Source organism: Hymenobacter qilianensis (genome assembly GCF_014638675.1).
GTDB classification, from domain to species: domain Bacteria; phylum Bacteroidota; class Bacteroidia; order Cytophagales; family Hymenobacteraceae; genus Hymenobacter; species Hymenobacter qilianensis.
Genome location: NZ_BMFN01000001.1, coordinates 503,867 through 520,322 on the forward strand (window position 1 = coordinate 503,867; position 16,456 = coordinate 520,322).

Here is a 16,456-nt window from a genome sequence, read left to right on the forward strand (position 1 = left end):
CAAGCTACGATTAGCGCCAGAATTTCACCGGTGTAGGCGTTTTCAGCTTTAGTTTTTACTTCTCAAAGGCGGTCATGCAGAGCGGAGCGAAGCATCTCGCGTGTTTAGTTGTTTAGCTTGGCAACGTCAGCACGCGAGATGCTTCGCTGTGCTCTGCATGACCGGCGGGAGAGCGCTCAACAGACTTCTAGTACAGAATGTCGTCTATGGGCTCCAGCTTTTTCGGCACTTTGGTTTCGCCCAGCATTTCGCGCAGGTCAATCTCGATGGTGCGGCAGATGCTTGTCATGGGCACATCGTTCATTTGATTCTCAAAGGGGTTTTCGCTGGTATGACCCACTACTTCAATTGTGTTGAACACCCAGGCTATGAGCACCGAAAACGGAATAGTAAGCCAGATATGATCGGGGCCCATGCGAGCAAACTCACTAATCAGACCAAAGGGCAACATCAAGGAAAACAGCCACACGAACACAAAGCTGTAGTAGGCATACTGGCGCGGAAAGGGCGTATTTTTGATTCGCTCGCAGCCACCCTGCAGGTTATACAGCTCCTCCAGCGTCTGCATAAGGCGCATGTGCTGAAAGTCGTTGAGCAGGCCCCGCTCCTCGCGCAGAATGCGCAGCTCGGCGGCCTGAAGCCGGATAATATGCGCCGCCGGATTCTGCAAATCCCGAATATTATCACTCTCTTCTTTGCTTAGAAAAGGAGCTACATCGGCATCCCAATAGTCGGCTACCTGGCGGCGCAATTGCAGTCGAACGGAATTGCACCAGGCTATCTGGCGGTACAAGAGGTGCTGGTGCCGACCCGTTAGCTCCTCGGCAGTAGCTTCGGGGGCATCTACGTCGGGCGCATCTACGCGGGAAGTCACAAACTCCAGCGCCTGCACCGCCCACAGGCGGCTGTAGTTAACGATACCACCCCACAGCTGCCGGCCTTCCCAGAAACGGTCGTAGGAACCGTTATTCTTAAAGCCGATGTAAAAAGAAACGGCAATACCCAGCGTGGCCACTGGCTGCCACGGAATAGCTATTGACTTAATATTCAGGGGGCCATACACTACGCATACCAAAAAGGCGTGCAGCAGAAAGATGCATACGCTACGCCAGGAGAACTTCCAGACGACGCGCCAGCGAATATTATTACGAACGTACACGCTTCAGCAAAATAAAAAGCTACAAATGGCGAGACCCCGCAGATGCGCAGGGACCCATTTGCTCTATACGCAAAAGCTCAACAATCAGGCAGTACGCAATAGCTGATGGTAGCATTTGTCTGAATTAATCGGCCGAAACATCAATGGCGATGCCCATGAGCTGCATCAGCTTGCTGGCGTTGAAGCTACGGCATAAGCCCGGCGTGAGGTGATAGTCAAACCGAATTTCGTCGCCTTCGATGGTGCTGTTGAAGCTATAATTGGTTACGGCGCCGGGCAATTCATCGGCCAGAGCGCCCAGCTCCAGATCGTGGGTGCTGATGAGGCCGCTGGCGGGGCGCTGGTGGAGCTGGTGAATAAGCGCGCGGGCCCCACGGTGCCGGTCGCGGGAGTTGGTGCCTTTCAGGATTTCGTCGAGCAGGTAAAAAACGGGCGTACCCGCGGCCGTCAGCTCCAGCAAGAGGCGCAGACGCTTCAATTCAGCATAGAATGAGGAAGTGCTTTCGGCCAGATTATCCTGGGTGCGCATGGCCGTATACACTTGGGCCGGACTCAGGCGCAAGCGGCTGGCACAAACGGCCCCGCCGGCCAGGGCCAACACCATATTCACGCCCACAGTGCGCAAAAAAGTAGTTTTACCCGACATATTGGAACCCGTAACAACACCCGTGCACCCCGCTCCTATCGTGCTAAAATCGTTGGTGATGCGCTCGGTGCTGAAGATAAGCGGATGCCCCAGGCCTTCGGCCGTAAACTCCAGCGCTTCGCTGCTGAGCTCGGGCACCGTGTACATAGGGTTGGCAAACTGATACGCCGCCAGACTTACCAAGGCTTCTACCTCGGCCACAACATCGAGCATAGTCGCTAATTTGCCCCCTAGCTTGCGCTTCCAAGCTTCGAGGCGCCACATCCAGAAGAAATCCCAGAACAGCAGATTATTGGCAAAAAAGGCCGCCAGCGTACTTTGGCGCATTGAGAAATAGGCCACAATGCTTGCTAGCTGACCAATAAGCTGCGAGGCGGGCACAGTGCCTGGCGCGTTCACTACAGCCTGCAATCCTAGCAGTTGGGGCGATGTAAATGTCTGGGTTTCGAGCAAGGCTAGCTGGTCGCGGTAAGCGCGCAGCACATCATACATGCTGTCGCTGTGCTCGAAGTAGTCGTCGCGGGCCACGCGGTAATAGTGATTAATGCCCCCCAGCACAAGCAGAAACGGCACAACGATTCCAAACGAATAGCCCGACAGCCACAGCCCCGCGCTGGTAAGCGCCAGCGGCGGCAGAATGAACAAAGCCACTTTCAGCCAGGCTTTATCGGCGAAGAAATCGGGCTGCTGTAGCCAGTCAGCGAAGCGGCGCGGATCGTCGTTCTGACGCGGAAAGTGCCGGGCGCGGGCCTGCCACTCCTGCTGCCAGATAACATCGGGGGTCAACTCGGCCACGGCAGCCTGACGGGCGCGCACGACGGCTGGTGTGGCAGCTTGCCGCAGCCAGTCAGCCAGCCGATCCTGGCCCAGGCGGGAGGTGGCACGGCTGAGCAGCTGGAACAAGGAGTGCGGACCAAACACATCGAGGTCGGCGGCGTAGGCATGGCTGGCATCCAGGTAGCGTGCGCCAGCATCGAACTGAGTCAATTTGCCCCCTAGCCGTGCCAACTCCTCCTGATTGATTACGCCCAGCAGCCGATAGTGATTGTAGTGGTACCCCAGGCGGCTGTGCCAGCGCATGACGAGCACAAACACCACGTACAGCGCCAGCACGTACGCCAGCCCAGCCAGGTTATTGCCATTACTGAACAAATAATAGCCCCCCAGCGCACCCGCCCCAAACACGACTACCCGGACCCAGGCCACGGCCTGGTGGCGCCGCCCGTAGTACTGCTCCTGCTTGGCGTGGGCAGCAAGATTGTCAGTGAATACGTCGGCGGGCGCGACGGAAAGCGGGCGAAAGGCAGCAGGTTGGGGCACAGGCAAGCGACAGTTGAGCCTAAAAGTACCAAAGCCTAAGGCATTTTCCGGAGTTATCCGTCTAGTGCTTTAGAGGCGACTCAAGTTATTCTATGCCTAAGGCCTTAGTAAACGATACTACTTTTTGTCAGGTACCAGACCATCAGAGGAGCCTGCTTACGCCACATCGGGCGTCATCTGAACCCAGTGGGCCGCTGGTGTGGTTGTTGTGACACGGCTATGTTATCCACTTTTAACCTTTGCTTTATGCCCCTATTGCGTCCCCTCCGCTGTCTGAGCTTGTTACTGCTGATGAGTGCCGCAGGCTTTTCCAGTGTTCAGGCCCAGCAAAAGCTGAAAGCCCCCAAGCCCAACGCCGACGAGATTTATGACACCGTCGGTCAGCCCGCTGTGCCCGTGGGCGGCGTGGAAGCGTACGCGCAGTATCTGGCCGACAATCAGCAATACCCCACAGGAGCCTTACAGCGCGGCGTGCAGGGCACGGCACCCGTTACGTTTGTGGTGGAAAAGTCGGGCGTTATTTCCAATGTAGCCGTTACGCAGCCCCTCGACCCGGAATTAGATCAGGAAGCTATTCGCCTCATCAAAGGCGGCCCAAAATGGACGCCGGCGCAGCACCGGGGGGCAAAAGTTCGGCAGCGCGTCACGGTACCCGTGTCCTTTGCTATTCCAGCAGATGAGTCGGGCGCTACGGCTGCCGCCGCGCCTGCCGGAGCTACCACCCCATCGGGCGCTACGATGGTAAAACCCGATGAGCCTGCCCGGCCCGTAGGTGGCACCGAGGCTTTTTTTACCTGGATTCAGGAAAACCAGAAATACCCGACGCTGGCCCGTCAGCGCAAAGTAGAGGGCCGCGTGATGATGGAGTTTATCGTAGAGAAGGATGGCTCGCTCGTTGAGCCTAAGGTTATTAAGCGCCTTGGCTCGGGCCTCGATGAGGAAGCGTTGCGCCTGATCAAAGCGGCTCCCAAATGGACGCCCGCCCGCTATAAAGGGCAGCCAATGAAGCAAAAGATGGTGTTGCCGGTTGTGTTTCAGCTGTAAAAGCTCTGCGCCGGCAACTCAACTATAACTCATATTATTATAAATCAGTGACTTATATTTATTTATTCCGCTCCGTTTTCTTGCCGCCTACACTATGCTTTCTCCGCTTCCCCTCGTTTCGGCTCCTCCTGTAGCACCCACCATGCCTTTGCCTGCACCTGGCTCGCAGGTAATATGGGCGTACCAATCCCGTTTTCAGCAGGCGGCTCAGGCTATTGCTAATGGCATTTTTGATACGCTGGATGATGATTTAGCGCCTGATGTCCTCCTGATGGGCATTCCGGTAGCTGAGCCCGACCAACAAAATGAAGATGTACTAGCCGCCGTTTGCCTGGAGCCCGCCGACTGTGGCCTTGATTTCGCCCACTTCGGCCGGGTGCTGGCTCGGGGCCAGGAGTTCCAGCTCCGGGAGCCCTGGGGGGCTTATTTTGACCGTGAGCAGGTGATGAGCGAGGAAATGATCCGGCGCAAGCAGCATAGCATTGGTCTGCGGCTGGCGGTGCAGGAAGTTCTCGACAAGGTAGATTCAGCAGATAAAAAGCGTCAATCCTTCGCGGGCATACCCATTCAGATTGGTGATTTCTACGTGCTGACGGTATTGCGCCTCAGCCGCAAAGTTCTGCGCACTCACCCGGCCCTCACGCCCAACCGCTATTACACCGATGGCCGCTTGCTGGCGTCGTCGCTGGGCCTGGCGGCCGTGCTGCGCTTTCATGAGGAGTGCGTGAAGTCGTTGACGGAGCCCGAACCCGGCTCAGGCATGCTGCTGCGCCACCGCGAAACCGACGAGCTACTGCGCGCCGCTGGTAAGCTGCTCATGGATACGCCTGCCCAAGCGTTGGGCATCAGCCCGGCCACGGCTAAGCTGTTTGCCACCTACAACACCATTTCTTCCCTACGCTACGAGGGCGCGGAGGGCGTGGGCAAGATGTATCTGGCCAAACGCCGCCACCCTAACCTGGAGGAAGTGTTTGCCCTCACCTGCCCTACCCCGCTCACCGACTACCGGGCCGTGCGCAAGCTGCTGGAAATGACGACTTCCGACGTAAGCCTGCTCGCAGACGGCGAGAATGTGTACGCCCTCGGCCGGCCCATCGGTCATTATGACCCAAGCCGGGAAGATTTGTTCGTTATCAACTTCGTAACGCATTATGCCTGGGAATTTCAGCACGACGGCAAAGTACTGATGCGTACCACCTACGGCAACCCCAGTCTGCCGCGCGCGCGTCTCAACCGCAGCCAGTTCCGCAAAGATCTGCGCCGCACCTTTGATCTGACCGCCCCCGAAAAAGTGGAGCGCCTCTGGGACGTGGTGCTGGAAGCCAGCCGGCAAAAGCACGGAACGCTCGTCGTCGTCACGACCGAGGCGCTGGCCGAAGCTGACCGCCTCAAGCTGCAATGCACGCTCATCGAGCCCGTTCCGCTCACGCCGCTCATCACCCGTCTGGTTACGTCTATCGATGGCGCCGTGCTCGTGGATCCGGAGTCTTACTGCTATTCTATCGGGGTGATTCTCGATGGCAAGGCTTCAGGCAGGGGCACCAGCACGCGCGGCGCCCGCTACAACTCCGCCATTCGTTACGTGGAGAGCAGCCCATATCCGTGCATGGCTATTGTGGTAAGCGAAGACGGAATGGTAGATGTGATTACGAAGGAAAGCCTGGCGGAGGAAGAGTAGAGCACTGGGGGGCAAATTGCAGCCTACCTACTTTCCTATTGCCTGATTAGCCTACTGGCTTGGCAGCTATCCAAACCAATAGACTGTAAAAGTTGTGCCTTCGCCTACGGTACTTGCCACCTCTAAATGCCCCCCACGGCTCGTAACAATGCGCTGTATCAGATACAGCCCCACGCCCGTTCCGCCAATGTGAGGATGCTGGCGGTCAAAAAGCTGAAATATTGGGTTAGCATCTTTGTTCACTTCCATACCCAGGCCATTGTCCTGCACTTTCAGCCAGGGCTTACCCGCTTCAGTCATGCCGCTCGCTATGGTTATGCACGGCGGGCGCTCGGGGCAGGCATACTTGAGGGCGTTGCTCAGCAGATTGTGCAGTACGCTGCGCAAGTTGGCGCGGCCGTATATCAAGGTAGGAGCCGCCTTAAAGTCGAGATTTACAGTTGCTTCCGCATCCTCTACGAGTACGCGCAAACCCAACAGTACTTCCTCGGCTACACTACGCAAGTCGATTGCCTCCGTAGGGGCTGTTAACTGCCGTTGCTCCTGCACCGTGGCGGCCAAATCGTGGAGCGTAACGTCCAGCTGACCCAAAGCCCCATCGACCATTCGCAGTAGCACTTCGTGCTCTTCGTCATCGAAGGTCGCCGTGCGGCGCAGCTCATCAAAAAGCCCCCTGAGGTTAAACAAAGGCTGTTTCAGATCGTGGGAGGCGGTGTACACGAAAGTATCCAAGTCGCGGTTGGTGCGCGCCAGCTCGTCATATTGGTGTTGTAGCACTTCGCGCAGACGGTGCTGATCGTCTACATCCGTGCACGCGCCAAACCAGCGCAGCCCCCGGGCATCGGTCAGCTGCCGGGCCCGGATGATGTGCCAGCGGTACTGTCCATCGTGGCGGCGCATCTGAAAAAGGCCGTCAAAGCTTTCGCCGGAGGCTACACATTGTACCCAGCGGCGTGCGGCACTACTTTGCTCAGAAGGATGAATCAAGGACACCCAGCCCGTAGGCCCTAGCTCATCGGCTGATGAGCCGGTATATTCGGCAGTATGCTGATTATAATAGTCGATAAATCCCTCGGCGGTGGCCGTCCAGATAAGCTGGGGAATACTATCGGCCAGAAAACGTAGCTCCGCTTCGCCCCGACGTAGGGCATCGGCTAGCTCGCGCTGATCGTGCACTTCCGTAACGGCCCCGTGCCAGTAAGCGGCTTGGTCAGGGGCGTGCAGCTCGGGTACGGCCCGACTAAGCAGCCAGCGGTATTGCCCATCATGGCGCCGTAGCCGGTATTCGTGGCTCCACCCAATGCCAGCCTTCCGCGCGGCCTCCATCTGATACAACACCCGCAATCTATCCTCAGGGTGAACAAGCAGCGGCCAAATAGCATCCAGATCGGCGGTGGGCGGCTGCCCAGTGAAGTAGTACCACTGCGGGCTTACATACTCGTAGTTGCCGGCCGCATCCACGGTAAAGGTAATCTGGGGGGCAGTTTCGGTCAATACGCGCAAGCGCGCATCCAGGCGGCGCGTTTCGAGAGCCAGCTCGTGAGCACGTTGCCGCGCCTCCTCCTGTCCCGTCACATCGACGGCAAACAGCAGCAGCCCATGCACCTGGTCCTCATCATCCTGTAGCGGTTCGAGGGCAATATCGAAGTAGCGCGGAGTAGGCTCCTCGCCGTTGCTTCCAAGAAGAGGCAATCCGTATGCTTTAGCGACGAAAGGACTTCCCGAATCGTACACCTTCTGCATGACTTCGCGCAGGTCGGCGGGTAGAGATACATCGGTCAAAGGCTGGCCCTCAGGAGTGTTTCCGCCTAATAAGGCCTGCATTGCTTCATTTACAAAGCCATACCGCAACTCCGGGCCCAAAAGGGTAGCAATACCCGCCGGCATATGCCGTAGAATACGCTGAAGCTCCTGGTCACGCATGTAGATAAATCAAGACAGCAACAAAATAAAATGCGGCGCTAACACAGCAGCAAACGGAAGAAACGCAAGCCTCAACTCGGTTGAAGCGTTTGCTTTCTACCCTGACTGGCTATAACTCCCATGCTCACAAGAAATATCTACCTGCCTAGCACTGAGGAGCGGTGTTAATTGCCTACGCTAGCAGACTCAGCCGCTGTGGTATTGGCGCCAAATACGGCCTGGCGCACCAAGTCAACCAGAAGGGCATCGGCAATACTGAGCGTATCAGGTGTAGCGGGCATCTGATGGGGCAGAAAGAAGTCTGTCAGGGCACTAAACCCTTCCGGATCAATTGGATGAAAGGCCATTGACCAGTCAGGAAAGCTACGCGCCTCAATCGGCTTATCCGCGAGCTTAACCACGTTTGAATGGCGCCCATCCTGAGCAATCTTTTCGAAGAGCGGCCTGGTAACAGCTGGGTCGCCCTCAATCAGCTGAGCGATGTTGCCGTGGCTGTAAAACAGGATGCCAGTGACATTGTTGCGCGCATTATCGCGGCGGCATTGCGCCAGCAGCTCCTGCAATTCCTGATCGGATAAAGGCCGAACAGCCCGGCTCATGTAAGCAATATGGTTCATAGGAGAAAACATGGGCCACCACACATCATTCGAAAACTCTCAGAATCTGCCAAGTGGCAAGCAGCTCTACTGACGAGCTTGCAAGATACGGAGTCTTTTTTATCTGGTCCTCGCAGACGAAGATTGCGCCGGAGCTCAGTAACACACTGGCATTGGTGACAAGCCCAATCTAAACTGTAACGCAGGCGCTTTGATTTAAAAATAAGCAGTTTTTCCCAACAAAAAAGCCCCCCAGCAACTCCGGGAGCCGGAATTCTAACCTTACACTACCCAACCGAAATACAGCTTGTGTTTTAGCGCTTAGCCCGAAACGACCAGGTAATCCGAAAAATGGCCACTATATCACGGGCCTGATCGGTGCCGGTGCTGGTGCATACCACGGTTCGGCCCTCGCCAGTAGCACGAGTCTCGGCAATAGCCTGACCAATACGGCCGCCATCGAAGCTGGTGAAGCTGATGAGCCCTACAGCTTTTTTCGTAAACTCTGCCTCCAGCCCCGTTACAAGCATCGATACGGGCGGGCCACTGCTGATATGCATCAGCGCGAGCACACCGCTGGCCATTTCGGCGGCCATGCTCAGGCAGGCAAAGTAGATGCTGCGAAAGGGATTTTTCGTCAGGTATTTATACGGCACCGTCACGGTAGCCTGTTCCGGCGTGACATCGCGCACGCGCAGGCCTGCCAGGTAAGCCATGGGTAAGCTACGCAGCATAAACAGGCGCAGCTTCAACGGATTCTGGATGGTACGACGAAAAGCGGCGGCATGGGGCGTGTCGGCGGGGCTTGAAGCAGTGTCAGGAGTGGTGGGCGGCATATGAAATGATTAACAGAGCATAAAGTAAGACGACTCATCCACCAAATCAATTTCAAGAGGCTACTATCATCTCATTACGAAGCCTTCTTCTCCAGAACCAACACAACTTTATTAAAGTTAGCAGCAGCATTTACAACGTTACGAAACGCTTCAAAGTCCTTTTTAGGCCAGCGTACTTCCCGGTAATGCTCGTTGATGGTCACCGTTACTGCTTGTCCCTTTTGCTCGTAGCTCGACTCAAATAAGTAAGTAGGCGTGGAGCCGGGGCCGGCTTTAGCAACGATGTTTAGGTCCTGCAAATTGCGCACTTGGTAGCCGGCTGGCAGCTCGAAGGTAATGGTACGCTGATAACGGCGGTTGTAGGCGTTTTCTACGTCATATTGACGCGTCTCATTTTGATACAATTCGGATTGGACCCCAAGTAAGGTACCAACTTTAAACAGGTATTTTGATCCGGCCCGGTCGAGTAGCGCAGCCGTTTCTACGGTGGCGTCTACTATAAACGGTTTAAGTAATGGGTTTAATCCGGGCTCCCCATTCGTAACGACCAAGCGTTGGAAGGTAGCATCAGGCACATTGCCTTTTACCAGCGTCTGCATCGCTTCTGTTCGCTTGTCATCCGGAATTTGTGAGTAGAATGGCTGAATTTGCTGTGCCTGGTAACCACCCATTGTCTGTTTGATATCAACAGTGGCTTTATCCATTGCCGCCCCGAACCGGACAGCTATAGCTAAGTCATCCTGGCTCTGATCAGCGGTCAGGGTAGGAATTTCGCGCACAGTGCCTACTGCCGATTCTGTGCTTCCTAGCTTCACGGTGCGTACAAACAAGCCCCGGGTAGCTGTCCATTCGGCTGGGATAAGTGGCATACGATAGTCGGCCCGGCCTGGCGCCAACCATTGCTTGGTAGCGGGTAGGTAGAAGGCGTAGTGCTCCAGATAATTCCACGTATCGAAAGCCTCGTCGAAAGGGGCTTCGTTACGATTGGAAGTAACCACCAGCTCGTGCTCAACGCTCAGCTTGCTCAGTATAGCCGCAAACAAGCGTGCAAATCCCATTTGCGAGGCCGCGCGCGTGGCCACCACCCGCACCAGGTCTTTGTCGGTGGCTTCGTTAAGTTGAAAATTGATTTTTATATAGTGCTCAGCTGCAGCAGCCTTCTCCGTAGAGGATGCCTGGGCCGGCAAATTCATTTGTTTGAGTAACTTATCCAGGGCTTTTTGCTCGTCTTTGGTGAAGCCGTATATAAGCGTGTGCAGATGCTGGCTTGCATCGGCCCAGGTGAATAAGCGCACTCGTCCGCGGGCAGAGTTATAGGCCAGCTTGTATTCCACACGCATTCGCTCGGCCTGCATGTTGGCGAAGCCTTCCTCAAGAGCAGCAGGCACATTGTCGAGGGCTATGCGCATTATGCGTTTACCATTCTGTACCGTATCGGCCACGGTGTTGGAGGTGGCGCCCTGGTAGAGGCGCATATCAAAGGTGAACTGCTCCGGCGAAATCAGCTCGAACGTGACGTTGTGCGCAGCCACTTCGCTTTGCATATAAGCACGCCCAAAGAAATTGGCGGCGTGCTCATAGCTGTATACGTATTCAATCTCGCTGCCTTTCTCGACGCCTTCCACGGCAAAGATTTTATAGCCACGGCCGCCATCTTCGTCCTTCAGCTCTTTCATGTTGGCCTCGCTCACTTCTACCACCTCGCCTCGGGGGCTTATAGTGCGGGCCTTTAGTAACAGAATCTGACCACCATTCTGAACGGGCACGTAAATCTTATTGAAGCGCTCAATCCCATCGGAGGTATTGACGCGCACAATGCGATGATCTAAGGAGAATAAACGCAGGCTCTTAGCGCTTTCGTCATAGGTAAACTCGTGGGCGCTGAAATCGCGCATCACTACAGCCGGCATTTTAGCTTCGGCCTCTGTCACTGGCAGGCGCTTACGCTTGGCGTCCCAACTATAAGTGGCATAGGTTAGGTTGGGGGGCAATTTTTGAGCACACAGGGCTGGAATAGTCAGCACGAATACGAAGGCCAGCAGCCAAGCGGAGCTGATACGTTTTTTCACTAGTAGTAATTGATAGGTAGAAAATAAAAACGAGGTATTGATACAGTGGAGTTCAGGCAAAAAAAGCCCCCCAAGGAGAATCAAGCTTTCTTCTTTTTCAGGATAAGCACATCGCGGTAAGCCGCCCCTAACTTGTCGACTACTGTGTTCCACTGGGCGAATTGGGCGGGCTCTAGTAGCAGGCAATCCATGTACAACTCTTTTTCCTGCACAATTTTGTTGCCTTGCCGCTCATAGCGAATTGAGAAGCCAAGCACCGCATCCTGCGTTTGCACATTCTCAGGCAAGTGTTCGATATCGTAGCCCGCTGGGATTTCAAACTCTGTGCGGGTGCGGGTGGTGTGGTTATAGTCGCTAAAGCGCGACAGGCGACGCTTGGCTACGTCGATACGGTCTGTACCATAAGACTGATCCAGATTCAGGTTCACATAGATCTCGTCGTCCAGGCGCTGCACATAATCCTGCAACCGGTATTCGTAGTCGATGGTGAGCGACTTATCGCGCGCATCGAGGTTCTGAACCGAATAGGTGTCCACAAAAAACTTGTTGTTTCCCCGCTCCAGCAGATTTTTAATTGTTTTCGACTCCTGGGTTTTGTCGAGACCATCAAGGGCATAGGATTGACGCACTTTAGGATAGCCATCGAGGGCGAGTTGCCCACTGCCCCGCAGGCCGGTAGTGCCATCCAACGCTACTTGCGACACGTCGACCACCACATTGCGCTCCTTCGGCATTACCGGCACGCTCACAACTTTGCAATTCTTGGCATCGAGCGAAAGCAGAGCGTCTTTACCCTGAATCATCCACGACGGCATCCCGAAAGGCGTGTATTTGCTGGTCGCATCTAAAAATACATACTCGCCCGACTTCGACTCGTAAGCCGTTATCATATGGTTATCCACACCTGGAGTTGCCAGCTCGGCGTAGTGGTAAGGCAGGTCGCGGGTACCAATCCACGTTAGATATGACTTCACTCCAGCCAAGCGCAACATTTGGTGCGTGAGGTTAGCCATGTCCTTGCAGTCGCCGTATCGCTTAGCATATACTTGGCCGGCATCATTCGGGATAAAGCCACGAAGTCCGTTTTCGAAGGCGATATAGCGTACATGATCTTGTACCCAATAATACACGCGCTGCACCCGCTCCTGCTCGGTTTTAGCTCCTACCATCAATGAGTCCACCACCCGGTGCAGGGCTGGATCCTCCTTTTTGTCGAGGTTGGCAATAAAGCCAGAATACAGCGTGTAAAGCTCAGAAATGCCCCCCAGCAACTTACGTGGCTGACCACCAATCACGGCTTCTTCCAGATAGTAAACTACATGGGGCACGTAGTAGTCCGATTCCGGTGCATTTTCATCGCGCGGAACAGCTGGCAGGTTGTCAGCTACCCAGCGGTAGATCACCGTGCTGCCTTTTTCCTGCTTGCTAAAGCTGACTTTGCCAGTCGGCACCTGAAACAGCTTAGCGCTTATTTTCACGGTGCGGGGGGCAGTAATAGTTAGCTCCGCATGACGCACGGGCACGTAGGAGGCAAAATTGAAGGGTACCAGAAAGCGCCCATCGGGATGGCGCGTGGTGTAGTCGGCCACGGTGCGCGCACCGGGTACCACTGCCGGATAACTGAAGCTAGTAGAGCGTACGTCGTCAAAAAACACCCCCGGACGCATCTCAAACTTATTCTTGAAGTCCGTTACCTTAACCGTTTTGTAGTCATTATTGGCGGGCAGCAACGTACGGGCCTCCAGCTTTTGCAACCGATTGAAATAAGAGCTGTACACCTGATCGGGGGCATAGGCCACTGACTGCGGCGCCAGATGCAGCATATCATAGTGATGACGCGCGAGCACCTGAACCGAGTCGCCTTTCACTTCTACCGTCAGGTCCTGACGGTAATCAAGGTAAACAGCTTTCTCCCCCGGATACTGCTGTTGCATCTGCTGCATTAGCTGCACAGGTTGCTGAGCAAGCGCCATTGATGAGGTCATTGCCGCAGTGACGATCAATGACAGCACTGTTTTGCTATGGCAAAGCAGGCCGGGCCAGTTAGCGAACATCATACACGTAAGTATTCCAGTATACTTCTGTTTTTACAGGCTTGCCCTGAGCATTATAATAGATAGTGGGGCCAGATTTTTCACCGCTACGGTAGCTTTCCTCCCGCTCCAGCGTACCGTCGGGACGATAGTAGCGGCTGCGGCCATGCAGCTCGTCATGGGCATAATTTTCTTCTTCCCGTAGCTTACCGTCAGGGTAATACGTTGTCAGCAAACCGCTCAATACACCACCGTTTTGGTTTTGTACCCGCCGGAATACCTGCCCGTTGCTATAGTAGTAAGTGCGGGTGCCATCGTAGCGGCCGCCTTTATAGTTTTCCACTGTAGCTGGCTTACCATTGGCAAATTGAGTAGTCAGTATGCCTGTCAATGCCTGGTATGCGCCAGTTGGTTTTCCATCCGATCCTGAGCCACGGAAGCTAACTGCTTCGCCACGCTCAAACATCTTTTCAACCAATAATTCTCCCTGCATATTATGCTGGCGGGCAGGCCCTTGCAGCTCGCCACCCACAAATGTGCGCGTCATATCTGGCTGACCGTTTTCGAATAGATACTGCCACTCACCTTCTTCTTCCCCGTTGCGATAGGTGCCTTTGCTTCTGAGCTTCCCGGAATCATAGTATTGCTTCCATTCGCCCTCACGCTGACCGTTGCGGTAGGTTCCTTCCATCGCAATCTTTCCCGTAGTAGGGTGGTACGACCGGAAGGCGCCATGACGATTACCTTGCTGCTGGCTGTAGCTTAGCTCGGTTTTGCCAGAGGGCGAAAACCAGGTTGCAGGGCCATCAAACTCATAGCAAGCTAATGCACTCTCAAGACGCGGTTTGCCGCCGGGGTAATGCAGGGAAAACTTTTTGCTAGCGTGCGTGATGTCAAAACGATCTACCACTTTCCCCGTCGAGTCGAAGGCTGTAAGCGTAAGCAGACGGCCGTATTCGAGCCACCGCTCTTGGGTAAGCTGGCGAGTTGGGGTAAAGCTGCGTGCTTGGCCGTGCACAGTGCCATTCAGGAGGTTGTACTGTTCACTCAAGGTACCATCGGCATAGTACTGACGCCACTCTCCCTGCTCCTGTCCATGCTGGTAGAAGCCCGCCCGCTGTACTACGCCATCAGGGTAAAACAACTCGCAGAATCCGTCCAACTCGTCATTGACATAGCTATAGCGCTGCTTCAGCTTACCCGTCGCGTAGTACTCTTCCGAAAGGCCTTGCCGCACACCAGAGGCGTAGCGGCGTACTTCCCGAGTAGCGCCGTTGCGGTGCAGAAATACCCACTCGCCATCGGGCTGACCATTTAAATAGCTACCAGTATAGAGCGTGGTACCATCGATGCGCAGGCCTTTGATGGTAGTTTTCCCTTTTTTAGCTACTGGTGTCTGGCTTACCATTTTGCCCCCCGCATCATATGCCGATACTCGGGTCACTCGCCCTTGGTCGTAGAGTTGTTCCTCTAACAGCTTACCATCAAAATCATAGTCGCGGTATGGGCCATGTAGCTCGCCTGTCGCTGCATCATAGTTTTTCTCTACGCTAAGCTTACCCGTTGTATAATACAGCTTTAGTGGGCCAGTAAGCTTGCCATGATTGAGCGTACCAGTCGACTCCACCTGCCCATTAGCATGATACTCTGTGTATGGGCCGTGCATTTCATCCTGGTCATAAGAGCCTTTGCGCTCTAGTGCCTTATCAGCATAGTATACTGTAAATGCCCCCTGGCGCTTGCCGGCCATGTAGGTGGTGGTGTACTCTGGGGTACCATCGGCATAAAAGCCGGTTTCTATTCCCTCCTTCTTATCAGACTTATAGTTAGTCCGTCGTTGCAGCTTTCCGTCAGTATAATAAAAAAGCGCCTCGCCGTTGATGTCGCCTTGTGCGTAGGGACGTACCTCCCGGATGGTACCGCAGTAATGGTAAAGCTTGGCAACGCCCGCCGGCTGCCCATGCTCGTAGTTCCCTTCTACCGATAACGCCCCGTTATCATGATACTCTACGTAGCGACCGTGAAGCTTGCCTTCCGCATCATAAGCCAGCTCTTTTTCCAAACGACCATTGATATGGTAGCTGCGCCATGTGCCTACCCGATTGCCCGCGTTTGAAAAGCTTCCTTCCTCCGTAATAGCACCTTCCTCATCAATCATTTGCCAAGGGCCCCGCAAAATGGCTTTTTCGCCCGTGCCCTCTCCATCGCCCAATCCTTCTAATTTACCCTCACCGGTAAACCATGCCTTAATGCGCGTGGGTTTGCCCTGTACTGTTGAGGAAGTTTGATAGGCTCGAAATTGATTGATAGCAGGCCCGGCAGCCTCTACCATTTTATCAATTTTGCCTTTGTTGCTTTTCACCCACCCCGCTGCCTTTTTATCATCAGCCGAGGACAAAATGAGATACGTGAAGGCAATCAGGTTTTCGTCCTGACGCAAGACTTGTATTAAGGGCGTGTAGGCACGCAGCCACAGATCGGTTTCATTGGGGCCGGCCACCGGAAATTTCTCAACTAGCAGCTGCGCTTGCTTTACTACGTTAGCGTTAAACTTCACCTTCGAGTTGTAGTCTTTGCGCAGGGCAGCCTTAGAGTTTATTAGTAAGTCGAGTTCCCGGAATGCCTCATTAGGGACAAAAGGCGTCAGTTTTTCCTTCGCATCTAATTCCAGAGCATTAGAAGATATTTGCTCGGCCAGTATGAGTATATCTCGGCTGTCTGGATTGATAGATAGGAATGTAAGCAGGCTTATCAAGGCGCGAGCAGGCTGGCCTTGCCGTATAGCCAGTTGGGCCAACTGGTAATGAGTACTGCCATGCAGCGGGCTCAGCTCAAGGCTGCGTTGCCAGCTCGCTAACGCGGCGGGGTAGTCATTAACCAGGCCCTGACTTACCCCCTGATTATACCATAGTATCTGGTTGTATGGGAACCGTCGGAGTGCTTCCGTATAGGTGGCAAGTGCGGCTTTTGCATTGCCCTGAGATTCCTGCGCTGTGGCTAAAATATCATAGGGCTGCGCATCATGCACCTGCAAGGCAACCAACCTACTGCTAATAGCGGCCGCTTCTGGGTACTGCTTGCTTTGTAAATAAGATGAAGCCAGTTCACTTTGAACCTTCAAGTAGTTCGTGTCAGCCGAACTAACCGTTAAG

General features: G+C 54.6%; 10 protein-coding genes. 2 read left to right on the top strand and 8 right to left on the bottom strand.

The window, feature by feature from the left end; genetic code table 11:
- Positions 1-187: 187 nt before the first annotated feature.
- Both IEW06_RS02065 and IEW06_RS02070 read right to left on the bottom strand, forming a co-directional pair.
- Positions 188-1,159 carry a bestrophin family protein gene (locus IEW06_RS02065; protein WP_187734109.1) on the bottom strand — a complete coding sequence of 324 codons (972 nt, stop codon included), beginning with the start codon at positions 1,157-1,159 and terminating at the stop codon, positions 188-190.
- Positions 1,160-1,283: 124 nt separating this feature from the next.
- Positions 1,284-3,125, bottom strand: a complete 1,842-nt coding sequence (locus IEW06_RS02070; protein ID WP_188547332.1) for a MutS-related protein — start codon at positions 3,123-3,125, stop codon at positions 1,284-1,286.
- Between the two features lie 246 nt (positions 3,126-3,371).
- Here IEW06_RS02070 and IEW06_RS02075 point away from each other — a divergent pair, with 246 nt between their 5' ends.
- Both IEW06_RS02075 and IEW06_RS02080 read left to right on the top strand, forming a co-directional pair.
- Complete coding sequence (locus IEW06_RS02075; RefSeq protein WP_187734108.1) at positions 3,372-4,169, top strand: energy transducer TonB; 798 nt, start codon at positions 3,372-3,374, stop codon at positions 4,167-4,169.
- Between the two features lie 94 nt (positions 4,170-4,263).
- On the top strand, positions 4,264-5,847 hold the full coding sequence (locus tag IEW06_RS02080) for a DNA integrity scanning protein DisA nucleotide-binding domain protein (protein ID WP_188547334.1): 1,584 nt from the start codon (positions 4,264-4,266) through the stop codon (positions 5,845-5,847).
- Positions 5,848-5,913: 66 nt separating this feature from the next.
- Here IEW06_RS02080 and IEW06_RS02085 read toward each other — a convergent pair whose 3' ends face one another.
- The 6 genes from IEW06_RS02085 to IEW06_RS02110 form a co-directional block, all read right to left on the bottom strand.
- Entirely contained in the window at positions 5,914-7,770 is a 1,857-nt protein-coding gene (locus IEW06_RS02085; protein ID WP_187734105.1) for a PAS domain-containing sensor histidine kinase, read from the bottom strand.
- A gap of 164 nt (positions 7,771-7,934) precedes the next feature.
- Positions 7,935-8,387 (bottom strand): BLUF domain-containing protein, encoded by a 453-nt coding sequence (locus tag IEW06_RS02090; protein ID WP_187734104.1) that lies wholly within the window; start codon positions 8,385-8,387, stop codon positions 7,935-7,937.
- A 293-nt stretch (positions 8,388-8,680) separates the two neighbouring features.
- Positions 8,681-9,202 carry a PaaI family thioesterase gene (locus tag IEW06_RS02095; RefSeq protein WP_187734103.1) on the bottom strand — a complete coding sequence of 174 codons (522 nt, stop codon included), beginning with the start codon at positions 9,200-9,202 and terminating at the stop codon, positions 8,681-8,683.
- Positions 9,203-9,276: 74 nt separating this feature from the next.
- Positions 9,277-11,271: a DUF3857 domain-containing protein gene (locus IEW06_RS02100; protein ID WP_188547336.1), complete on the bottom strand. Its 1,995-nt coding sequence runs from the start codon at positions 11,269-11,271 to the stop codon at positions 9,277-9,279.
- Positions 11,272-11,351: 80 nt separating this feature from the next.
- Positions 11,352-13,328 carry a DUF3858 domain-containing protein gene (locus IEW06_RS02105; protein ID WP_188547338.1) on the bottom strand — a complete coding sequence of 659 codons (1,977 nt, stop codon included), beginning with the start codon at positions 13,326-13,328 and terminating at the stop codon, positions 11,352-11,354.
- Entirely contained in the window at positions 13,315-16,425 is a 3,111-nt protein-coding gene (locus IEW06_RS02110; RefSeq protein WP_187734098.1) for a toxin-antitoxin system YwqK family antitoxin, read from the bottom strand. The genes IEW06_RS02105 and IEW06_RS02110 overlap by 14 nt, the downstream gene beginning before the upstream one ends.
- Between the last annotated feature and the right edge of the window lie 31 nt (positions 16,426-16,456).